At 68.2% G+C, this 21,486-nt stretch carries 23 protein-coding genes; 10 read left to right on the top strand and 13 right to left on the bottom strand.

The annotated features are described in order from the left end of the window. The 9 genes from K6L26_RS18970 to K6L26_RS19010 all read right to left on the bottom strand — a co-directional run bounded on the left by K6L26_RS18970 (position 1) and on the right by K6L26_RS19010 (position 7,283). Positions 1–402 (bottom strand): PAAR domain-containing protein, encoded by a 402-nt coding sequence (locus K6L26_RS18970; RefSeq protein WP_019342866.1) that lies wholly within the window; start codon positions 400–402, stop codon positions 1–3. Beyond that, a complete protein-coding gene (locus tag K6L26_RS18975; protein WP_019342865.1) occupies positions 402–1,058 on the bottom strand; it encodes a phage baseplate assembly protein V in 657 nt (218 codons plus the stop codon). The genes K6L26_RS18970 and K6L26_RS18975 overlap by 1 nt, the downstream gene beginning before the upstream one ends. Next, a complete protein-coding gene (locus tag K6L26_RS18980; protein ID WP_221851182.1) occupies positions 1,055–2,074 on the bottom strand; it encodes a hypothetical protein in 1,020 nt (339 codons plus the stop codon). Before K6L26_RS18980 ends, K6L26_RS18975 begins: the two co-directional genes overlap by 4 nt. After that, positions 2,074–2,751, bottom strand: coding sequence for a hypothetical protein (locus tag K6L26_RS18985; RefSeq protein WP_064894392.1), 678 nt, complete (start codon positions 2,749–2,751; stop codon positions 2,074–2,076). Before K6L26_RS18985 ends, K6L26_RS18980 begins: the two co-directional genes overlap by 1 nt. Further along, positions 2,748–3,893 (bottom strand): hypothetical protein, encoded by a 1,146-nt coding sequence (locus K6L26_RS18990; protein ID WP_064894393.1) that lies wholly within the window; start codon positions 3,891–3,893, stop codon positions 2,748–2,750. Before K6L26_RS18990 ends, K6L26_RS18985 begins: the two co-directional genes overlap by 4 nt. Positions 3,894–3,901: 8 nt before the next feature. Further along, positions 3,902–4,273 carry a hypothetical protein gene (locus K6L26_RS18995; RefSeq protein WP_019342861.1) on the bottom strand — a complete coding sequence of 124 codons (372 nt, stop codon included), beginning with the start codon at positions 4,271–4,273 and terminating at the stop codon, positions 3,902–3,904. A gap of 21 nt (positions 4,274–4,294) precedes the next feature. Continuing rightward, complete coding sequence (locus K6L26_RS19000) at positions 4,295–5,989, bottom strand: phage tail sheath C-terminal domain-containing protein (protein WP_221851184.1); 1,695 nt, start codon at positions 5,987–5,989, stop codon at positions 4,295–4,297. A 114-nt stretch (positions 5,990–6,103) separates the two neighbouring features. Further along, positions 6,104–6,328: a hypothetical protein gene (locus K6L26_RS19005; RefSeq protein WP_019342859.1), complete on the bottom strand. Its 225-nt coding sequence runs from the start codon at positions 6,326–6,328 to the stop codon at positions 6,104–6,106. A gap of 187 nt (positions 6,329–6,515) precedes the next feature. Further along, positions 6,516–7,283, bottom strand: coding sequence for an AfsR/SARP family transcriptional regulator (locus K6L26_RS19010; protein ID WP_131805791.1), 768 nt, complete (start codon positions 7,281–7,283; stop codon positions 6,516–6,518). 209 nt (positions 7,284–7,492) lie between these two features. On the opposite strand from K6L26_RS19010, the gene K6L26_RS19015 reads away from it, so the two are divergent. The 4 genes from K6L26_RS19015 (at position 7,493) to K6L26_RS19030 (ending at position 11,590) form a co-directional block, all read left to right on the top strand. Then, positions 7,493–8,059 (top strand): TetR/AcrR family transcriptional regulator, encoded by a 567-nt coding sequence (locus K6L26_RS19015; RefSeq protein WP_221851186.1) that lies wholly within the window; start codon positions 7,493–7,495, stop codon positions 8,057–8,059. A gap of 123 nt (positions 8,060–8,182) precedes the next feature. Further along, entirely contained in the window at positions 8,183–8,839 is a 657-nt protein-coding gene (locus K6L26_RS19020; protein ID WP_221851188.1) for a biliverdin-producing heme oxygenase, read from the top strand. 238 nt (positions 8,840–9,077) lie between these two features. Then, positions 9,078–10,661, top strand: coding sequence for a PPE family protein (locus tag K6L26_RS19025; protein ID WP_221851190.1), 1,584 nt, complete (start codon positions 9,078–9,080; stop codon positions 10,659–10,661). Between the two features lie 116 nt (positions 10,662–10,777). Next, the gene (locus K6L26_RS19030) at positions 10,778–11,590 is read left to right on the top strand and encodes a hypothetical protein (protein ID WP_036387898.1); all 813 of its coding nucleotides are present in this window, start codon (positions 10,778–10,780) and stop codon (positions 11,588–11,590) included. On the opposite strand, the gene K6L26_RS19035 is transcribed toward K6L26_RS19030, so the two are convergent. Next, complete coding sequence (locus tag K6L26_RS19035; protein ID WP_221851192.1) at positions 11,587–12,645, bottom strand: 3-deoxy-7-phosphoheptulonate synthase; 1,059 nt, start codon at positions 12,643–12,645, stop codon at positions 11,587–11,589. The genes K6L26_RS19030 and K6L26_RS19035 overlap by 4 nt on opposite strands. 266 nt (positions 12,646–12,911) lie before the next feature. Here K6L26_RS19035 and K6L26_RS19040 point away from each other — a divergent pair, with 266 nt between their 5' ends. Further along, a complete protein-coding gene (locus K6L26_RS19040) occupies positions 12,912–13,859 on the top strand; it encodes a LysR family transcriptional regulator (protein WP_064894457.1) in 948 nt (315 codons plus the stop codon). Between the two features lie 64 nt (positions 13,860–13,923). On the opposite strand, the gene K6L26_RS19045 is transcribed toward K6L26_RS19040, so the two are convergent. Both K6L26_RS19045 and K6L26_RS19050 read right to left on the bottom strand, forming a co-directional pair. Then, the gene (locus tag K6L26_RS19045; RefSeq protein ID WP_245008614.1) at positions 13,924–15,060 is read right to left on the bottom strand and encodes a TDT family transporter; all 1,137 of its coding nucleotides are present in this window, start codon (positions 15,058–15,060) and stop codon (positions 13,924–13,926) included. A gap of 76 nt (positions 15,061–15,136) precedes the next feature. Next, positions 15,137–16,297 carry a CynX/NimT family MFS transporter gene (locus K6L26_RS19050; protein ID WP_051752505.1) on the bottom strand — a complete coding sequence of 387 codons (1,161 nt, stop codon included), beginning with the start codon at positions 16,295–16,297 and terminating at the stop codon, positions 15,137–15,139. Between the two features lie 139 nt (positions 16,298–16,436). Here K6L26_RS19050 and K6L26_RS19055 point away from each other — a divergent pair, with 139 nt between their 5' ends. The 3 genes from K6L26_RS19055 to K6L26_RS19065 are packed head-to-tail and all read left to right on the top strand — an operon-like array spanning position 16,437 to position 18,743. Beyond that, positions 16,437–17,099, top strand: coding sequence for a FadR/GntR family transcriptional regulator (locus tag K6L26_RS19055; RefSeq protein WP_019342849.1), 663 nt, complete (start codon positions 16,437–16,439; stop codon positions 17,097–17,099). Positions 17,100–17,152: 53 nt separating this feature from the next. Then, positions 17,153–18,427, top strand: coding sequence for an MFS transporter (locus K6L26_RS19060; protein WP_245008615.1), 1,275 nt, complete (start codon positions 17,153–17,155; stop codon positions 18,425–18,427). Further along, a complete protein-coding gene (locus K6L26_RS19065; RefSeq protein WP_036387906.1) occupies positions 18,372–18,743 on the top strand; it encodes an ArsR/SmtB family transcription factor in 372 nt (123 codons plus the stop codon). The genes K6L26_RS19060 and K6L26_RS19065 overlap by 56 nt, the downstream gene beginning before the upstream one ends. Positions 18,744–18,745: 2 nt before the next feature. Here K6L26_RS19065 and K6L26_RS19070 read toward each other — a convergent pair whose 3' ends face one another. Next, positions 18,746–20,089 carry a sensor histidine kinase gene (locus K6L26_RS19070; protein WP_036389861.1) on the bottom strand — a complete coding sequence of 448 codons (1,344 nt, stop codon included), beginning with the start codon at positions 20,087–20,089 and terminating at the stop codon, positions 18,746–18,748. Between the two features lie 169 nt (positions 20,090–20,258). Between K6L26_RS19070 and K6L26_RS19075 the strand changes: the two genes are divergently transcribed. Both K6L26_RS19075 and K6L26_RS19080 read left to right on the top strand, forming a co-directional pair. Continuing rightward, positions 20,259–21,005: a Clp protease N-terminal domain-containing protein gene (locus tag K6L26_RS19075; protein ID WP_019348886.1), complete on the top strand. Its 747-nt coding sequence runs from the start codon at positions 20,259–20,261 to the stop codon at positions 21,003–21,005. A gap of 39 nt (positions 21,006–21,044) precedes the next feature. Further along, a complete protein-coding gene (locus K6L26_RS19080; RefSeq protein WP_221851193.1) occupies positions 21,045–21,470 on the top strand; it encodes a PPOX class F420-dependent oxidoreductase in 426 nt (141 codons plus the stop codon). The last annotated feature ends 16 nt before the right edge of the window (positions 21,471–21,486 follow it).

The raw sequence follows: 21,486 nt of genomic DNA on the forward strand, positions 1-21,486 counted from the left end.
TCAGCCGATCAGCACATTGGGGACGGTGGCGACGATCTGGCCGACCGGCGCCTCGACGGGGTCATTGCAGGTGCGAACGGGATCGCCGTTGCGGGCGGCCGGCTGCCCGCCGATGCGCACCCCGGTACTGCCCAGGTGAACGGTGCCGGTATTGGCCGGCGGTATCTGGAATGCGACCCCGGGCGGCGTGGGCAGGTGTGGTGGCTGGTTGGCGGCGATGGAGCCGAGGACTGCGGCCGGTTGGCCCGCGATGAGCACGGTGTTGACGAGGCCGGCGGACAATCGCCCGGTGAACGGATGCGGCAACGGTGTCGGGACGGGCCCGCCCGGTGTCGGCACCATCACGATGTGGGTATCGGTCGCCACCACCGCGGCGGCCCCGTTGGCTGCTGGCTGTCCCATCAGTTCACCTTCACTTGAGGCGCTGAAATGGTCACCGCGCCATCGCCTTTGATCTCGATGTCGGTGGCCCGCAAGCTCAGTTTCCCGGACGTTTTGAAGACGATGTCGCCGCGCCCGGTGACCGTGAGGCTGGCATCGCCGATGGTCAGTTCGATGCGGCCGCCGCCCGCCGAATCGACGGTGGCCTCCGCATCACCGGATTTGACGCGCAGCTTCGTGTCATCCGCGGTGAGCTCCACAGCGCCCATGGTGATGGTGAGCGCCGGGTCTCCCCCGCGCAGCACAGCTCGGAAGGCCGGATCCTGCGCGCCGGCGGGCAACGCGAAAACCACGTCGCCGTCGCCGTGCTCGGGCGGGGCCAGGTCGGCGTGGTACAAGCTGCCGATCACCACTGGAGCATTGATGTCACCGTCGGCGAACACCACCACCACCAGGTCCCCGGCGCCAGGGGTGGCAGCGTGTCCCAAGGCGGACACCGCGATCGGCACCCGCGGCAACACCAGTCCGGTTTCGCGAAGCTCGACGGTCACCGAATGATCGGGAGGTTCGGCGGTGCCGTCGAACACGTCGACCACCACGCCGATCGCCGCGATCGAGCGGGCTGCGGCCTCATGGCGGGCGATGCGGCTGACGGAATCGAACAACGCGGCGGTCACGGCAGGCTCCCGATGGCCCCGGCCACCTCATCCGCCAGGCCGCCACTGGCGCCGGTAATGCCCAGCGCTTCCAATGCCGTCCGCCCCGCCGGTCCCGGACCCACCACATGGGTCACCCGGGTAATCAGCCACGGGCCACTCGATTGCGGAGTCGGCGCATCGGTGATCTGAACGGTGACCCCGGGCCGCACCTGCGGAACCAGCCAGCATGCCGCCCGAAGCCGTGGCGCACCGTTGCGCCGGCCGTAGGACTTGGCCGCCGATTCGGCGCCGGCCGGGGTCCGCAGCGCAGCGGCGGGCACCCGGATGGTGTGGGTGTCAGGTCCGGGCGCGGACTCGGGCAGCGTACCCGTGGTCTGCAGCGGCGCCCTCGCATCCGAGGCATTGCCGGCCGGCCCGTTGCCTGTCCACACCAACGCCGGCGTGGGTGCCGCGACGAGGACACCGAGTTCGGCGATCTCCCGGCCGTAGCGGAGCGCGACAGCCGCCGGGGGCGACGGAGCGGGCCGCACCTCGACATAGCCGTCAGCGGTGGTGGTGGCCAGTGCGCCCGCCCAGTCGGCGAGTCTGCTGATGTGCTCCCAGGCGGTGCGGCCCTGGTCGGCGGTGTAGCGAACCAGGTCGAGATCGACTTCGACAGATCCGGTGCGTACACCGGCTTCCTCCGCGAGTGCGGTGATGATCGCGCTGACCCTCTGCTGTTCGAACGTGCTGCCGCTGCGAGCGGCCGCCAACGCGGCGGACGCATCGCCGCAGTGCACCGTGGTCTGGTCCAGACCGCGGCGCACTGCGAGTACGGTCCCGGTGAACACCGTTGACGGCGTTGCGGTTTCGCCGACGAGGGCTACCTCCACCTCGTCTCCGGGTACCGCGTCGGCACGCAGGTCGCGCGGCAGACTGATGCGGGCCGATCCCACTCCGGGCCCCAGCGACTGCACGATCCGGACCTGGGCGATTCCGGCGTCGTAGCGCAACGAGCCGATCGTGGCAGTGGCACCGAAACTGAGCACGGACATCAGCCACCACCGAGCAGTTGACTCAGCGACTTGGAAACCTCGGTATAGGTACCGACGGCCGCGCTGACCCCGGAAACGGCCTTGGTCAGCGGTTGCAGCGGGCCGCCGACGTCGATGTCGGCCATGGCCGCCAATGCGGTGAGTTGGTCGGCCACCTCCATCACCGCGTCAACCGCAGCGGCGACATCGCCGGCCACGGCGGCGAGATCGCCCACGATGTCGGCGTCGAAACCGAGATCCCCGACACCGAAGTCGTCGAGGCCACCGAAACCACTGACCTCGGCCGGCGGTGGCAGCGGCGGACTTTCGACGAGGCAGAGCTCGTAGCCGACCATGCCGGTGGTGCCGGCGACAGCCTGCGCCCGCAGGTCGGTGACCACCACCTGCTCGAGCTCCAATGCACTGGTGATGTCGGCGGAAAACGGCACCGGCGTACCGTCTGCGGCCAGCTTCTGCAGTCGGGCCAGGTCAGCCAGCGCGGCGTCGCCCGACAGCAGCCCGCGGATCCAGATGCCGTGAGATCCGCGGCCCGCCCGTTGCAGGACGTCACCGTCCAGACCGGGTACCGCGACCCGCTGGAACCCGGCGCTCATCACATGGTCGATCTGCTGCACCGAGCTCAGGGTGATGTCGCCGACGAGCGGCATCGGCGGAGGTGGTGCGGCCGGCGTGGTCATGGCAACAGACCTCGCAGGTCGGATTCCTCATTCAGCAGCACGGCAACGAGATTCGCCGTGTCGAACGGGTCGATGTCGGCGGCTTCCGGGGCGGCGAGCCGCTGTGCGCGCGACGCGGAGCGCTCGTTTTGCACGACGGTCGCTTCGGTAGCGGCCGGCACGGAGGCCCGGTAAGCCGGCCGTTGCGCCCACGCGTGCGAGCCCTGATCCGCCGGCCAGGGTGGCACCGGGTGCGGGTCGGCGCGGTGGTCGACGTCCGGGGCGTCAACCGGTGGCAACGGTGAACTCGCCGCGGGCCACCCGGCTGACCGGGCGGCACGGATGGGAACCGGGAACGCCGGCGATACGGCCGGGCCCGGGGCCGGCGTTGTCCCGGGTCCCGGTACGCCAGACCTTTTGGCACCCAAGCGATTTTGTGCCTCGATGTAAAACGGAACGGCTGTTGCCGGCGCCGCCGCATCCGTGCCCTTACCCGGGGCGCAGGCCGGTGCCGCCACACCGGCGGGGGCGGGATCCGCAGCCGGCCGTCGAAGGTCGACAGGCACAACCGATTCGGTGACAGCGTCCGCAGCTGAGCGAAACTCGTTGCGCACCAAGGCGATTGTCGGCACATCGGCCGCTGTCGGCATCAACCGGCTCAGCAACTCGCCTTCGAGAACGCGCAGCGCCTCCGCAGCTGAACCCGCCCCGCCGTCGGCAGCGGTGAGCACGATGCTCGTCCACCCGTCAGCGGTGCCGCCGGGCACCTCGCTGGTGAGCAGGTCGATCAGATCCGCGTCGGTGTCGAAGACCGCACGGGGCTCCCACCCCGCCGCCGTCAGCGTCGCCAGCTGTGCGGTGAATCCGGGAGTGCTGCGCTCCGGGCGAGCCCCCGCCAGATGCAGGGCCAGAACTTCGGCGATCGTGTCGGTTTCCGGAGTCGACGCGACCTCGGTGGCGCAGGCCAGCACCGTCGCCCCGATCCGGTTGCCCGCGTTGACTGCCGCGTCGAGCAGTCGCCACCGTTCACCGAAGCGCAGCGGCCGAATGATGCGTTGGCCGAACACCAGTCCGCCACCGGGCCGCGGCTGCACCGCCACGGCGACGCCGGCAACCCAGGCCCGGCACGCGGCCAGGTCGAGCGAAACGATCGGATCGGCCATCTTCGGCCCTACCGCATCCGGGCGGCACTGAAGGCATAGACCGCCGCGCCCTGACCGTTGACCGAAAGGTCGAAGGTTTTCTCGGTGAGGCAGCAATCATCGAAGGTGACGGTTGCCTCGGTGTCTCCGTGCCGCAGGTTGGCGATGATCTGAAACATTTGCTCACCACCGAGCGCATCCAGTTTGGCGCTTGCGGAGGTGACGCGGATGCGTCCCTGGACTTCGTAGGCACCCGAGACGACACCGACGCGTTCGGTGCTGCCGAGCGCGTAGATGTTGGTGCGCTCATGGCGGGTCCGGTAGTCGATTCCCTGCACTCCTTCGATGGGCTCACCGTCGACCAGGACGGTGCTCTCGGAGGCGGCGTAGATGGTCGGCATGGTGGAGTCCTCTCGGCCGATCTAGTTCTTGACGCGGATGGTTGCGTAGACGTAATCGATTGCCCGGACCGGCCGGACTGCGATGTCGACGCGGACGATGCCCTGGGCGAAGTCCTGCTGGGTCGAGTAGACGTCGACGATGAATGCCGGGTCGGACCCGTCGGTGCTCGGCACCAGGGCACCGGAGCGTTCCAGTCGGGTGAAGGTGGCGATCAGCTGCTGCTTCAAGGCTTCTCGCGCGTCCGCAGAGTTGAGCCGGCCGATGAAGTTCTCGCTGATCGCCTTGGTCTCCCGGATGCAGCGGTCGGCGACCCGGGTGACCGAGATCTGGTCACCGATCGTGTTGATGCCCTTGAGGACGATCACTCCGCGCCCCGCCCGCTGCTGCACGACCAGCAGGTTCACCGCCGGGCCCAGCAGGACGTTCAGCTCACTCTCGCGGTACCGCGACGGTGGGATTCCGAGTAGTTGCGCCGAGGAGAAGGTGGGCGATATCTCCGGGTTCAGGCGGCCGATGAGTCCGATGACCGCACCGGTGGCTCCGGGCGGCGCCACCAGTACGAAGCGCCGGTTACGCACCGCGGCTGCGTGATCGCGGATCGCGTCGAGGTCGGCGGCATCGGCAGCACGGATCGAACCGAACGCGATCCGCGGTGCACCGGCATCGCTTGCCACCAGCGCGTGTGCGAGCAGAGCCTGGTGGATCGCGATCACATCCGCGGTCTCCAGTGCGGGGTCGAAGCTGGCCATCACCAGGTCGATCCGCGGATCGTCGGTGAGCAGATCGATGGCGTTGCGGTAGGCGTTGACGTTGGGTGAGGATCCGCCGGCGAAGGCGACCGGCGCCGGTGTGGCCCTGGGCAACCGGGCCTCGGCGGGTAAGGAACTGCGCGGCACCGCACGGACGAACCGGCTCTGCCGGGACAGTACGGCGGGCAGGTGGTTCGCCGAATCCGGGTCCATCGTCAGGTCTTCGAAGATCTCCTGCCTGGCGCCGTTGCGTAACACCTCGAGCGTGATCTCGTCGTCGGCCCCACTGATTCGCACCACCACCCCGTCGCCACTGGCACCGGGGATCAGTCGCAGATCCATGAGGACCGTGCCCGCGGCGCCGTCCTGGCCCACCTCGGCGGTGCCCGCGGCGGTGAGCGGGTAGTCCCCGGGCGCGGGATCGTCGCCTTCGAAGCCGGGTTCGACCGCCACCACGTAGTTGGACTGAGAGTTGACGACCGAGAAGAGGTCGAGCGGCTGGCCGGGTTCGACGATCAGATCGTCGAACCGTTCCACTTCGGCGTTGTTCTGCAGGATCCGCAGCGTGACCCGGACGACGGCGCCGGTGGCATTGGTCACCGTCCGCACGTCGGCGGTCAGCTGGTTGGCCCACGCCCCGGCCGCCCTGGCCCGCAACCGGACCACCGGGGTGTTGTCGGAGTTGACGAGGCTGGCCCTGGCGGCGGCGCCACCGGCCACCGCCGAGACCACCAGCTCCCGGGCCCCGGTCGACAGCGCGGCGACGGCGTCGGGCATCGAGGCCAGGGTTCCGGGACCGCACAGGTCCTGCAGTTCGGAGACGCGGGTGACGCCGACCAGACGCGGCGTGGCCGGGGGCCGATCGACGATGCCGACCACACCGACGATGCCCGCCGCGGCTGGTAGCGGTGGCAGCACATCGAAGTTGGCCTCGACGGACACTCCTGGGACAACTAGAACAGGCATGAAATCCTCCGTGGGGCTTGATGTTCCGTGGCTGAGGTGCGGCGTGGGCGTGTTTCTGCGACGCGGTGGGGGCTCTCGGGCGGGAGGGCGCGACGGGCCATACCGACCGGTCCGTTACTCGGTGTGGTGCTGATCATCGATGGCCTTTCCCACGACGTCCTCAATCCAGTTGCGGACTTCATCGACCAGAACGGAGAGCTCGGTGAAGCGGCGACGCTGCTCCGAGATCGGGTCGACGAGCTCACCCGTCACTTCCCCGTTGCCCTCGATGGCGACACGCACCACGACGACGAACTGACGTGTGGCAGAGAGCTTGTCGGCCTGTTCACCTTCCGTCATATGTCCTCATAGAATTGATTTGGCAATTCAGTTGTAGCCGTGCGCACTCAGCGTCGAATGAGACTTCCCGGCCCGGCGGTGAGCCACCGATGAGGTTTGACTGAGCTTCCACTGAGGGCGCGGACGGAGGCGCCCACAGCACAGCCGCGCATGCCGAAATGGCATGCGCGGCAGTGGCTGAGGTGGGCTAGATGGCGCCCGGATCGGTGCGGATGACCGCGAACAACTGCTCGGTGGCGGGCTCGGGCACCGCGTCGAACTCATCGGCCAGAAGCCGGCGGCATACCGAGTATTGACGCAGCGCCTGCGAGCGGGCGCCCATGCGGACGCAGGCCCGCATCGTCATCCGGTGCGCATCTTCACGGCACGGATCGACCTCGAGCAGCCGCGCCGCGTAGGCCAGCGCCTGCTCGTAGTTGGCCAGCTCGAAATGGGCGTCGGCCAACCGGGCCAGCGTGGCCAGGCAGACCGTACGCAATCGCTCACGCTCCAACAGGCCCGCGATTCCCGACTCCGACGACAGATCCCCGCGGTAGAAGTTGACCGCACGCTCGTACGCCTCGATGGCCGCTTCGGTGGCCCCGGTCGAGAGCAGGCGATGTCCGGTATCGACGGCGGATTCGAACTCCAGCGAGTCGACCTTCAGCCCGCCGTCCAGATTCAGCACGTAGTGACCGTGCTGGTGGACCACGGGCGCTTGGCCGGCGAGCGCATCGGCGAACTGGGTCTTGAGCCCGTGAATCAGAGTGTTCAGGCACTGCGTCGACAGCTCGGGCGGGCTGTCCGGCCAGATCGTTTCGATCAGCGCCTCACGGCCGATCCCGCAACGGTGCCGAATCGCCAAACTGCTCAGCAGCTTCTCGGCCTTGCCCCCGGATCGCAGCGGTATCGGCCTGCCCCACTTGCAGACCTGGAACGGGCCCAGTACCCGTAGTGCAACACCGGCGTCGTCCATGCCGATCACCCACCGCACATGTGGCGGACAACGCAATGCGCCCCGCGACGGTCAGCCGTGCTCGCCACCCTCATCCGCCACCCCGCTCGTAGGTACCTGTCGACTGATCGAATCATCGTCCGGTGGCCGCGGCCGCAATAGAGTAGTGACCTACTCGGAAATTCTCAGACCGACAGCTTCGGATTTCGTGGCGGGCGTTAGAGTCGAGCGTGCCCAGGATCAGCGCCTCATCGGTCGAAGAACACCGCGAGCTGGTCCAACAGCGCATCTTCGAGGCGTTCGCGACGCTCATGGCCGAGCACAGCTTCGACGCGATCACGATGGCCAAGCTGGCGGCCGAAGCCGGCATCGGCCGGACCGCGATCTATCACCACTTCCCCGACAAGGAATCCGTGGTGATCGCCTTCGCCTCCCACGAGACCACCAGGTACCTCGACGGGTTGCGGGCCGCGCTGTCCGAGGTCGACGATCCGGTCGGGCGGCTGGGCGTCTACATCCGCCATCAGCTGGAGGCGGGGCAGGAATTTCACATGGGCATGGGCATGCAGCTCTACGGCGCATTGACCACCGAAACGATGCTCGCCATCCGCGACCACGTGGTGGCGGTCGAAGACGTACTGCGCGAGATTCTGACCCAGGGGGTGGCCACCGGACAGTTCGTCGTCGACGATGAGCCCGCCACCGTGTCGTTGATTCACGCATGCTTGGCGCCCCGGCATCTCCCGGTCGAGGCGATCGAACGGTTTGTCCTGCGGGCCCTGGGCGCCACCGCCTAGTAGTGACCCGCCTCTCGAATCCGTAGGCCCCCGAACCCGTCGGCCCCGTGTTAGGTTTCCGACAGGTTGTCAGCATCATGCTGACAACCTGTCAAAGTTGAGCCCTACCAAGTGGAGCCGAGTATGCCGCCGAGCGCCGTCGCAACCCCGTCCGCCCGATCGCTTTCGGTGGCAATGCGTCAGGACTCGACCGACCAGCACGACGCCGCCGAGCAGTCGCCGTTCGTCACCGAGCTGCTGAACGGCCGGGTCAACGAGCAGGGTTACGTCGACTACCTGCTGCGGTTGCGGGCGATCTACGCCGCGCTGGAGACCGCCGTGCGGGAGTACCGTGAGGACCCACTGGTCAGCGCCGTGTACGACCCGGCCCTCGAGCGGCTGGATGCCATCGACGCCGACCTGGCCCACTGGGCACCCGAGGCGGATCGTGACGTGGATTCGGATGCAGTGCGTGCCTATTGCGATCGGTTCGCCAACTCCCCATGGGGAGGCGCGCTCGTAGCCCACCACTACACGCGCTACCTCGGCGACCTGTCCGGCGGCCAGGCCATCGGACGCATACTGGGCCGTTCGTTCGGCCTGGAATCCAAAGGTCTTGCATTCTATGACTTTCCGATGCGGCCGAAACCGTACAAGGACGCCTACCGGGCCCGTCTCGACGGACTCGACCTCGACGCGTTGGAGATCGACCGCGTGGTCGACGAGGTGAAACTCGCCTTTGCGCTCAACCAGCGGGTCTTCGACGAGCTCGCCGAGAAGCTGCCCGCCTACCGTCGCTGAGCGACCGCCTACCCACAACCACGGATCCGCCGAGACATAGGAAATTCATACCCCAAATCCGCTGAAGTTAGCTTATGCTAACCAAACTTAGCTACCGGGGGGCGAAGTGATCGAAAGGAGATACCGGGCCGCCTGCGCGCATCGCACCCGGGACAACACCGATGACCATCTGCGACCCCAACCCCGTCACAGCAAATAACCCCGCCACGCCGCTTCGCGACTTCTCGCGAGGTGCGCGATGACCGCCCCGGTCTGGATGGCCGTTCCGCCCGAAATCCACTCGGCACTTCTCAGCAGCGGCCCGGGCGCCGGGCCGCTGCTGGCCGCCGCCGGCGCATGGAACTCGCTGAGCAACGAATACTCCTTGGCCGCAAACGAATTGACCGCCCTGGTAGGCACCGTGCAGGCCGCCGCCTGGGAAGGCCCGAGCGCCGAGCGTTACACCTCGGCGCACCTGCCCTATCTGGCCTGGCTGACCGAGACCAGCGCGAGCACCGCCGGGGTGGCCGCGCAGATCGAGACCGCCGCCGCCTCCTACACCGCCGCACTCGCGGCGATGCCGACGCCGGCCGAGTTGGCCGCCAACCGAACGACCCTCGGCGTGCTGGTGGCAACGAACTTTTTCGGGATCAACACAGTCCCCATCGCCGTCAACGAGGCCGACTACGTCCGCATGTGGGTCCAGGCCGCCACCACGATGACGGTCTACCAGGCCGCGACCGAAGTCGCGGTGGCCACCACACCGCCCTCCACCGCGGCACCGACGCTGATGGCTCCCGGGGCGTCCGCGGTCAGTTCGGCGTCGGCCACCATGGTGCAATCCGCGGCGCTCGCGCGGGCCACCGAGTCCGGCTCGTCGCTGCGCTTGAGCGACGTGATCAGTTCCTACGAGGAGTTCATCGAGTGGGTCAAAGCCAACGATCCGATCGGGAACTGGCTGGCCGGCCAGTCTGACCATTTCTACGGGATGTACGACCAGCTCAGGGAATTCATCCTCGAGCCATGGCGAATCCCTCAGATTCTCGCCGAGATCATCGCCGATCCGTCCTTGTTGTTCAGCACCTACATCAACGTGTTCTTCCTCGGCGCCTACACGGCGGTGTTCGCCGTCCTCGGAACTCCGTTGTACGCCGCTGCCGTCGCCGCGGCCTCGCCTGCGATGCTGGGCATGCTCGGGCTGCTCGGGTTGGCGCAGGCCTACGACGTTCCGATCGACCCAGGGGCCGAGGCCCTCTCCCAACCGGCCGAGCACCCCGCAATCGCCGCACTCCCGGGCCCGTCGGCGCCGTCGGTCGCCGCGGGCACGACAGCTGCCCCTGGGCCCGGTTCGGCGCCGGTCACCCCGGCGCCGTCCCCTGCGCCGATGGCCGCCGGCGCCGAACCCGGCATGTACGCGGTCCCCGGCGCAGGACCCGGGTTCGGATTCGGCCCGACCATGCGACACAGCGCGACCGCCCAGGCCTCGGGCTCGGTCGGGGCATCAGCTGCTGCCGCCGCGACAGCGGCCGCGGTCGACAAGCGACGGGCGCAGGCCCGCAAACGTCGCGGCGGGACGGCCAAAGACCGTGGTTACCGGTACGAGTTCATGACCGCCGACGCCGAAGCCACCCCGGCCCCGCCCGAACAACCCGCCTCCGCGGCCTCCATCAACGGCGCGGGAAACATCGGATTCACCGGTACCGCAGGGAAATCCAGTGTTACCGGTCCGGCCGGACTGACCACGCTCGCCGATGACACTTTCGGCACCGGTGCCACCACCCCGATGATGCCGGGAAGCTGGCAGCGCGAAGCCGGCGACCTTCACGATGACTCGCCCACTTAACCGAACCATGTTGCCGCTGTGAACAATTGGTGAGAACTGCACCGCGCGGGGCGGCTCAGACCCCCGCGGGCAGATCTCACGGCGATACTGGTAGCTCCGAACGAAGGGAGCACCGCATGACCGGCGATACCACCGTGCAGCCGGGCAGCTGGGAAAGTTCGCTCCCCCACTTCTCGACGGTGGAGAAGCACAGCCGCATCACGGTGCCGACGTCGCAGCCGTCGCAGACGCTCCGATTCTTCGCCGTGCTGACCTTCACCCTGTGGGTGCCGATCGCCGTCGCGGCCGCGGCATGGTTTCGCAGCCTGCAGCACCACGACCCGTCGCCGTGGTGGGGCCTCACCGCGATCGTGGGTTCGTTCTTGCCGCTCATCCTCGCGAGCATCGTTGCCGACGAGGCGCGCGACACGTTCGGTCAACGCAGAACCGGCAATTGGATCGCACTGATACCCGCCTTCTCGGGCGCCGCAGTCGGATTGCTCGGCGCGGCCCTGTGGTTCAGGGATTTCAGCGGCGGAGTCATGGCCGTGGCCAGTGTGGCCTGCTCGGTGGGCGCGACGACCGCCATACTCATGGCCTGGCGGGGAGCGCGGTACACCCGCCGGCGCCAATGCCGGTTGGCGACGCTGCGCAGCCAGGGTGTTCGTTGCCCCGGCGTCTTGCGCAACGTGGAGTTCCTCAAGCGCTGGACCGCCGATGACCCGCAGTTCAGCGTCTCCGTCGCATTCGAAGGGCCGACCGGCCGGCGGGTGGTGACCGCCAACATGGTCGCCGACCACGCCCGAGTGCCGCTGGCAGGCTCACGAGTCATCGTCTTCAGTGCGCCTCACCAGGAAGACGACGACGTCCTCATCGAACTCGACCCGGCCAACCCGCCCAAGTTCGACCGAGATCCGAGCGGCCGGTTCCGCAAGCCGAGCGGGAGCTAGCTCTCCCGCCTGGCCAGTTCGCGCAACACCACGTCAGTGGCCTCCCAGTCCATGCACTTGTCGGTGACCGACTGGCCGTAGGTGAGCGGCCGGGCGTCGGGCGACTGCGCACCGGCGACCAGGAAGCTCTCCAGCATCACACCACTGATCGGCAACCCGTCCCGCACCATCTGGGCCACCTCGGCTGCCACCGACGCCTGGCGCACGTGATCCTTACCGGAATTGGCATGGCTGCAATCGATCACGACACGTCCGGGCAGCGCGGCACCAGCCAGCTTGGCTGCGGTCTCGGCCACCGCGTCGGCCCCGTAGTTGGGGCCGCCGGTGCCCCCGCGCAGGATCACATGACAATCCTCGTTGCCGACTGTGCTCACCAGCGCACCACGGCCCAGGTCATCCATCCCGAAGAAGACATGCTGAGCTGCAGCGGCTTTCACGCCGTCGACGGCGACCTGGATGTTGCCGTCGGTGCCGTTCTTGAACCCGACCGGCATCGACAAGCCCGAGGCCAACTGGCGGTGCACCTGGGATTCGGTGGTCCGGGCACCGATAGCGCCCCACGCCACGGCATCGGCGATGTACTGCGGACTGGTCGGTTCCAGGAACTCGCACCCGACCGGCAGGCCGATGTCGATGATGTCGAGCAACAGTTGACGTGCGATACGCAATCCGCGGGCGACATCGAAGGTGCCGTCCATGCCGGGATCGTTGATCAGGCCCTTCCACCCGATCGTGGTGCGCGGCTTTTCGAAGTACACCCGCATCACGATCTTGAGCTGGTCCTTGAGCTCGTCAGCCACCTTCACCAGCCGGCTGGCGTACTCCAGCGCGGCTTCGGGGTCATGCACCGAACATGGGCCGACGACCACCAACAGCCGCTGGTCACGGCCGGCCAGGATGTCGGCGATCTCGTCGCGGTCTCGCGCCACCCGCTCGGCGCGGCGCTCACCGAGCGGGAACTCGGTCAGCACGTCGTGCGGGCTGGGGATCGCGCTGAAGCTGCGGACCCGTCGGTCTGATGTGGCGGGGGCGTTGGCGATCTGCGCCAAATTCATTTTCAGGTGCCTTCCTGGTGGTGGGCACCTGCGAGAGTTCCGGCGCCCTGTAACGACGAAAGGCAGCGACCGATGGTCACTGCCTGGGCTCCGGGTGGATGCGTGCTTAGTGCTGCGCTTTATCGGCTCCGCCCGGAGCCTTGATAAAGCGCCAATAGGCGGCACACACACCGATAGTCACGTCGGCCAGGCTACACCACTGTCCCCCGCCGCCCACAACCGGGCGTTCACAAGCGTGGTTTGTGGCCGCGACCTACGATCCTGGCATGCCGCTGAGCGCCCGGATGCCCGAGCTGGCAGCGTTCGAAGTGCTGCTGGCGATCGCGCGCACCGGCAGCCTCGGCGCGGCGGGCCGGGAGCTGGGGCTCACTCAGCAGGCCGTCTCCGCGCGCCTGGCCTCCATCGAAGCCCAGACCGGGGTGCGGCTGGTGCAGCGCAGCCCGCGTGGCTCGCGGCTGACCGCGGCCGGGGCGGTCGTGGCCGAGTGGGCCGATCAACTGCTCGATGTCGCCGGACGGGTGGACGCAGGGTTGGCCGCGATGCGCAGTGAAAGCCGCACACGGATCACCGTCGCGGCCAGCTTGACGATCGCCGAGCAGCTCATGCCGCGATGGCTGGTGTCATTGCAGGCCGACGCGGCGCGCCGCGGTGTCACCGCACCGCAAGTCATCCTCACCGCCGCCAACAGCGATCAGGTGGTCGCTGCGGTGCGCGACGGGTCCGCCGACCTCGGGTTCATCGAAACTCCCGGTGCCCCATCGGGTTTGCACAGCCGGGTGATCGCCCGTGACGAGCTGGTCACCGTGGTACCTCCCGGGCACAAATGGGCCCGCCGGTCGGCGCCGGTGGACCCCGCCGAGCTCAACGGGACCGCGCTGGTGTCCCGCGAACCAGGTTCGGGCACACGCGAAGCCCTCACCTCTGCGCTGCGATCGGCGTTGGGACCGTCGAGCCGGCAGGCCGATCCGGCGATCGAGTTGTCCTCGGCGGCCGCCATGCGCGCCGCGGTTCTGGCCGGCGCCGGGCCTGCCGTGATGAGCAGGCTGGCCGTCGACGACGACCTGGCCCTCGGCCGGCTGCGCGAAGTGCCCGTCGCCGGGCTGGATCTGCGTCGCGAACTGCGTGCGATCTGGTCGGGAGGCCGAACCCCGCCGGCGGGGGCGGTGCGCGAGCTGCTCAGCCACATCGCGTCCCATCCACACCGCCGAGAGTGACGCAAAAGTCGTTTCCACAACGGATGAACGACGCCTGCGTCGCACTCGGCGCAGCCGGCAGGCCTCAGCCGCGCAACAGCCGGCCGGACCGCACTCCGCGCACCGTGTTGGTGGCGACCGTCGCCCACGCACCGAGCAGCAGCACGTACAACGCGACCGCCAGCCAGGAGATGGCCACTGCGCCGGTGGCCGCACCCAGCGCGGAGGCACCCGTCACGCAGGTGCCCACCGGGAAGGTGAAGCTCCACCAGGTGAGGCTGAACGACAAACCCCGCCGCGCGGCATGCACCGTCAGCGCCGTGGCGAGACAGAACACGAACGCTCCGAAGCCGCCCATCACCAGGCCGTACACAATGCCGAAGGCGTGCAGCGCCGACACGGTGGCAGAGTCCGCGAGGACCGAGCCGGCATGGGCGGCAAGCAGATTGGCCGCGGTGATCGACTGGCCGACGACACCGAGCACGATCCACACCGTGGGGACCGCCTGCACCTGACTGAAGCCGCCGTGCATGAGCCGCGAGTACACCATGGTCGTGGTGATCAGCCCGGCCAGCAGGCTCAGGCCGAACATGGCGTAGCAGACCACCAGCAGGGTCATCCCGGCCTGCCCGGGGCCGAGGTGTGACAGCAGCAGAGCGCCGGTCGACGCCGAGACCATGGGCGATACCACCGGCATCATCCAGGCCGGGACCGCCTCCACATCGGTGTGATCCTCACGGGTGATCATCGCGAACGGAAGCCACAGGGCGACAACCAATCCGAGTGCCGTACCGGCGATCCACAGCACCACGTCGAGGGCCAGCGCCGCGGGCTGACCGATGATCGGGGCGCCGAACAGCAGCGCCCCAGCACCGACGGTCAGCAGTGCCATGGCCGGTGCACCGTAGAACTGACCTACGACCTGGTGCGCGGCATAGGCTTTCGCCTGCTCGCGGTGCCGGATCCAGTGTGTGGCGAAGGCGCCGGTCAGCACCACCAGGACGGTGCCGGCGAGAACCCACACCGCGGTGGCGAATCCGTGCAGGCCCGGCAGGTGCAGCGGCAGAGTCGCCGCGGCCGTCGCGACGATGCCGGTACCCATGACCGAGGCGAACCAGTTCGGCGTGATGTGCCGGAAGGCCGAACCCGCACTGTCCAATTCGGCCAGTAGCGCGGTGTGGAACGGCCTTTCGGCGGTATAGGCGGCTGCGTAGGTGGTCACCTCGACAATGGTGGTGGGGCGTTCCGATCACCGGTAGCCGCCGGGATGTTGTGGCCCCACAAGCCGGGCTTGTGACTCAGACGTAGCGGTTACGTCCGGCGAGCGCACCTGCCACCATTTGCACCAGGTAGACCACCAGAACCATGACGAACGGCGCCGTCCAGCCGGCGGTCATGTCATGGAGCAACCCGAAGGTGAACGGCCCCACGCCGGCCAGCAGGTAGCCGAAGCCCTGCGCCATCCCGGACAGCCTCGCGGTGTCCTCGGCATTGCGGGCCCGCAGCGCGATCACGGTGAGCGCCAAGGAGAACACGCTCATCCCGATGCCGACGAAGAAGCTCCACAGCAGCGGCGCCGCACCCGGATTGACGAGCAGACCGACCATGCCGACCGTGCCGATCACACCGAGGCCGACGATCCAGCCGCTCTGGTTCTTCTGCTTGGCCGCCAGCGGCGGCACGATCAGGCTGATCGGCACCGCGAGGATCGACACCAGCCCGAGCAACAGCCCCGCGTCGGTCTTGCTGACCCCGCTGTCGATGAAGACCTCGGGCAGCCAGCCCATCATGATGTAGGCCAGGAACGACTGGCAGCCGAAGAACAAGGTGACGGTCCAGGCCAGCGGACTACGCAGCAGGGACCGAGCGGACCCACCCGAGGCAGCTTGCTCGGTGCGGGCCCGGCTGATTCCTCGAGCCCCCACCAGCCAGAACAGCAGCGCGACGACGGCCACCAACGCCCATGAACCCAGCGCCCCGCGCCAGCCGCCGAGCAGGGGTTCCAGTGGCGGAGTGACCGCGGATCCCAACGCCCCGCCGCCCTGCAGCGCAGCGGTGTAGACACCGGTCATCAGGCCGATCTGAGCCGGGAACGAACCCTTGATGACGACCGGGATGAGCACGTTGACCAGCGCGATTCCGCCCGTGGCCACCAGCGTCCCGCCGATCACCACATAGGGGCCGTCCAGCACCCGGGTGACCAGACCGATGCTGAGGATCACCAGGGCGACCGAGATCGCCCGGCCCAGCCCGATCCGGCGGGCCAGCCACGGCGCGGTCAGCCCCGCCGCGGCGAAGCACAGCCCGGGCAAGGTGGTCAGCGCACCGGCCCAGACCGCCGAGGCGCCGAGCGATTCCCGCATCTCCCCGAGGACCGGGCCGATGCTGGTGATCGCCGGGCGCAAGTTGAGCGCGGTCAGGATCACCGCCACGACCAGCAGCGCCCCGCCTGCCGCCATCGCCCCCGGGCGGACCTCTACGGCACCGTCGAGCTCGAGCTCCAGGTCGTGCTCGTAATTGTTCCGGGTTTCGTCGCGCAGGGTCCCACTCACCCGGCTATGATGCCATACATCCCATGATTGGATGAAAGGACTTTAAGTGCCTCTCGCCACAACGCGACGCACAGGCCTCGTAGACCAGGTCATCGAGCAGCTGCGCACCCTCGTCACCTCCGGCGAATGGCCGGTGGACAGCCGGATACCCACCGAGCCCGAATTGGTCGAGGCACTCGGGGTCGGCCGCAACACGGTGCGCGAGGCGATCCGGGCGCTGGCGCACAACGGCATCTTCGAAGTCCGACAGGGCGACGGCACCTACGTACGCGCCACCAGCGAGGTATCGGCTGCCTTGCGCCGGCTGTGCGGATCCGAGCTGCGCGACGTGCTGCAGGTCCGGCGCTGCCTGGAAGTCGAGGGCGCCCGGCTGGCCGCCGTCGCGCGCACCGACGAAGACCTCGCCGAGCTACGCGGACTTCTGGCCCACACCGATACCACCGACCATGCGCAGTTCACCCGCTCCGACACGGAGTTCCACCTGGCGGTAGTGCGTGCATCGCACAACCCGGTGCTGATCGAGATCTACCGCGGGCTCCTCGAGGCCATCACCGCCAGCGTCGCCACGACGAGCGCCGCCCCGGGCGGCATGTTCGCACACGACGAACTGGTCGAGGCGATCGCCACCGGTGACGTCGAGCGCGCCGGCCGCGAGGCCGCGGGCTTCCTCGACGAACTCCTGGCGCGAGCACCGATGCCGGACTGCTGAGCAGGACCCAGTTTATAGGTGCGCAACTGCGCACATATTGACATACTGGCGGGGTGGCGACCCATCCCCTGCGCATCCGCCTGTTCCGACGCTTGTACGCGGCACAGGTCGTGGCACTGCTCGGCACCGGCCTGCTGACGGTCGCCCTCGGCCTGCTGGCCTACGACATCGCCGGCGACGACGCCGGGGCAGTGCTCGGCACCGCGCTGGCGATCAAGATGGTCGCCTACGTGTTCGTCGCTCCGATAACGGCCGCGGCCACTTCACGGCTACCGCCGCGGTCGGTTCTCATCACCACCGACATCATGCGGGCCGCGGTCGCACTATCCCTGCCCTTCGTCGAATCCATCTGGCAGATCTACCTTTTGGTGTTCGCACTACAGGCCGCGTCCGCCACGTTCACACCTGCCTATCAGGCGGTGATCGCGTCAGCACTGGAGGACGAGCGCACCTATACCGGGGCGCTGTCGTTGTCCCGCCTCGCCTACGACCTGGAATCGCTTGCCAGTCCGGTACTGGCGGCCACCCTGCTGACCTTCGTCGACTACCCCACCCTGTTCCTCGGCACCGTCGCCGGATTTCTCTCGTCGGCAACCGCGATCTCGTCGGTGCGCGTCCTCCACACACCGCGGGCCCGGCGCAGGTCACGGTTTCGCGATCGCACCCTGGGCGGCTTCCGCGTCATGTGGCCATCGTCGGAACTGCGTGCCCTATTGGCCCTCAACGTCGTCGTCGCAGCCGCGACCGCGCTCGTGGTGGTCAACACCGTGGTCTATGTCCGGACCCTGCTCGGCGGTCAGGACAGCGGACTCGCGCTGGCACTGGCCTGCTTCGGCGGAGGCTCGATGCTGGTCGCATTGACGTTGCCGCGGCTGCTCACCGCGATCTCGGACCGCTCGGTGATGCTCATCGGAGCCGCCGCCTGCGTCGGAGCACTCAGCGCCACAACTGTTTTCATCGCAGCCGCGCGGCCCGGAGCATTCGGCTGGGTCACCCTGTGCACGCTGTGGGCGATCACCGGCGCGGGCACCTCGATGATCAACACACCGTCGGCCCGCCTGCTTCGCCGCAACTCGACAGTCGAGAACCGCACCAACGTGTTCACCGCGCAGTTCTCGCTGTCACACGCCGCGTTCCTGCTCACGTACCCGGTGGCCGGCTGGGTCGGCGCCACGCTCAACCAGGCCGTTGCCGCGCTGTTGCTGACCGCACTGGCTACACTCGCGACACTGGCGGCAGTCACGATGTGGCCGCGTCACGGGAGGGAGTTCCATGGCACCGCAGCCCGGGCGCCCATCGTCGCGGTCGCAGGACAGCCTCGTTCATGAGGGTGCGCCCAACCAGGAGCGGCTCGACGTCGCCAGCGAGACGTTCCGAATGTTGTCGGACCGCACGCGGCTACACCTGCTGTGGCTCCTGACCCAAGGCGAGGCCGACGTCACCGCACTGGCCGAGGCCACCGGAGGATCCCGCACCTCGATCAGCCAGCACCTGGCGAAACTCCGCTTCGCCCGCATGGTCGAAACCCGCAAAGAGGGACGGCGGGTCTACTACCGGCTGCGAGACGGCCACTTGAGCCGCCTGGTCCAGGAAGGGCTCAACCACGCCGACCACCGCGTCACCGGCGAGCCTTCCCACCCCTGAACTCAGAACGGCGCATCCTCCACCCGCGCCCGCCTCAGCGGCAGCCGCAACAACAGCCGTGCGCCCCCCAACGGGCTTTCCAGCAAAGCCGCTGTGCCACCGTGCAATTCGGCCTGTTGTGCCACCAGGGCCAGGCCCAGCCCGGATCCCGAACGCGACGCCGTCGAGCCGCGGGCGAACCGTTCGAACACCTCGGCACGCTCGGCCTCGGGCACCCCGGAACCGTTGTCGTCCACCACGATCTGCACGTCGTCGGCCGAACTGACCGCACTGAGCCGGATCTCGGTGGCACCACCGTGTTTGACGGCGTTGGCGATGGCATTGTCGATCACCAGACGCAGACCCGCGGGCATCCCCAGCATCAGCACCGTCGGCGAGGGCATCAACGTGGCCCGCAACCCGGGATAGGTGCGCAGCGCGTCGTGTGCCGCCCGGTCGAGAAGTTCGGTGACATCCATCGGCACGAAATCCTCGACGGTCGTCAGCTCCCCCTGAGCCAACCGCTCCAGAGCGGTGAGGGTGCCCTCGATCCGGCTCTGGGTACGCAGCACGTCGCCGATCACCTCTTGCCGCTGGTCGGCGGTCATGTCCAGGGTGGACAGCACTTCCAGGTTGGTACGCATGGCCGTCAGCGGGGTGCGTAACTCGTGGGAGGCGACCGCGGCGAAGTCCCGGGCCGATTCCAGCGCGGCCTTGGTGCGTTCCTGTTCATTGCCGATGCGCGCGAGCATGCCCTCGACCGCCTCGGCGATCTCCACCGCCTCCCGCACACCGCGCACCTGCACCTCGTCGGGCTTGGATTGGGCGTTGATGGCCCGCGCCTGCTGCGCCAGCAGCCGGAACGGAGTGATCATCACCAACGAGATCATCCAACCCACCACGATGGTGCTGCCGATGACGCCGCCGCAGATCAGCAACACCCGCAGGTGCAGCTCGTCGATCCGGCGCTGTGTCTCGGCCAGCGGCGCCCCGAGGGCGATGCTGGCCGGGCCGGCGGTGAACGTCCGCACGCGGTACTCGACCCCGTCGATGGTGGTGTTGGCGTAACCGTTCTCCAGCCTCGGCAAGACGATGTCGCTGGGGACCGAGACACTGACGCCACCGATGTGCGCGGTGCGGACCAGGCCGCCGTCGTCGTGCATCGACTTGTCGGCGGAGCCCTGCTTGGTCGCCGTGAGCAGCGTACTGACGTCGCCGAGGCTGCTCAGCGAGTCCAACCGCCGGTCCAGCTGGCTGTACTGATCGTTGGTGACGCCGAGCCACACCCAGGTCCCGAGCGTGATGACGGTGACCACGACCGACAGCGCACCGACGATGACGATGGTGCGCAGCGACAGCACCCGCATCACCGGCCGCAGCACAGGCCGCAACAGGTTGAGCACGCGCTCTTCAAGATTCACCGGCGTTATCTTGCCCGATCCGCCCGTGCAGGTATTCCCGGCACCGTCTCGTCCGTCACCCGACATTCGTCAACCCAGGGTTGACGCCCGGGCATCGTCAACTTAGAGTTGACGCATGAGCCAGCCAGTCCACCTCACCAACCCCGTCCGTCTCGACGACCTCATCGGCGCGATCAAGAAAGCCCACACCGAACCGCTTGAGCAGTTGATCGATGCCGTCATCGCCGCGGACGCCCTCGGCGACATCGCCGACCACCTCATCGGGCACTTCGTCGACCAGGCCCGACGTTCCGGCGCCTCTTGGACCGACATCGGCAAGGCCATGGGGGTCACCAAGCAGGCGGCCCAGAAGCGCTTCGTGCCCAAGGTCCCCGACTTCGACCCGGCCGCACTCGACCCGAACGCCGGATTCGGCCGGTTCACCCCGCGGGCACGCAATGTCGTCGTGGTCTCACAGAACACCGCGCACGCGGCCGGCAACGCCGAGATCACCCCCGAGCACCTGCTACTGGCCCTGTACGCCGAACCCGACGGCTTGGCCGCCAAACTCCTTGTGAGCCAGGGCATCACCGAAGAAGCCACCCGCGCGGCCATCACGCTGCCGCCGCGAGCCGGTGAGGTGCCGGCCCTCATCCCGTTCAACGGCGGGGCCAAGAAGGCCCTCGAGCTGACCTTCCGCCAAGCGCTTCGGCTGGGGCACAACTACATCGGCACCGAACACATCCTGCTCGCCCTGGCCGAAGCCGAGGACGAGGACGGACCGCTGCACCGCCTCGGCGCCGACCCGCAACGGTTCGAAACCGAACTCGCCGCCGCCCTGGCCCCGTTCATGGCCAAAGAACAGGCCGGCGGCGAAGAGTGAACCGGGAATGAAAGCTCCCGCCCAACCGTAGAAGCAATCGTGAAACTCAATGACGCCGCACGCGAGCTGATCGGCGCCGGAGCCGATGCCACGGTGGTCACGCTGAATCCGGACGGTAGTCCGCAGGCAACGCTGGTCTGGGTGGCGCTGCAGTCCAGCGCCGACGGCGACGAACTCGTCACCGCACATCTGGCCGAGCACAAGAAGGTCCGCAACGTGCGCCGCGATCCTCGGGTTGCCCTGACCATCCTCGATCCCGGTCGGGTGGGCGAGGCGATGCGGCCCTACCTGGCGATCACGGGTACCGCCCGAATCGTCGAAGGCGGCGCACCGGAACTCCTCGAACAACTGGCGCAAACCCTGGCCGCGCCCGATGTGCCGTTCCCGCCGAAGGATGCGCCGCCCGGCTGGCTGACACGGATCCGGATCGACAAAGTGGGCGGCGTCGGGCCCTGGGTGTCCTGACCCAACCGGCTGTAAC

The organism is Mycobacterium farcinogenes, assembly GCF_019739075.1.
GTDB lineage: Bacteria > Actinomycetota > Actinomycetes > Mycobacteriales > Mycobacteriaceae > Mycobacterium > Mycobacterium senegalense.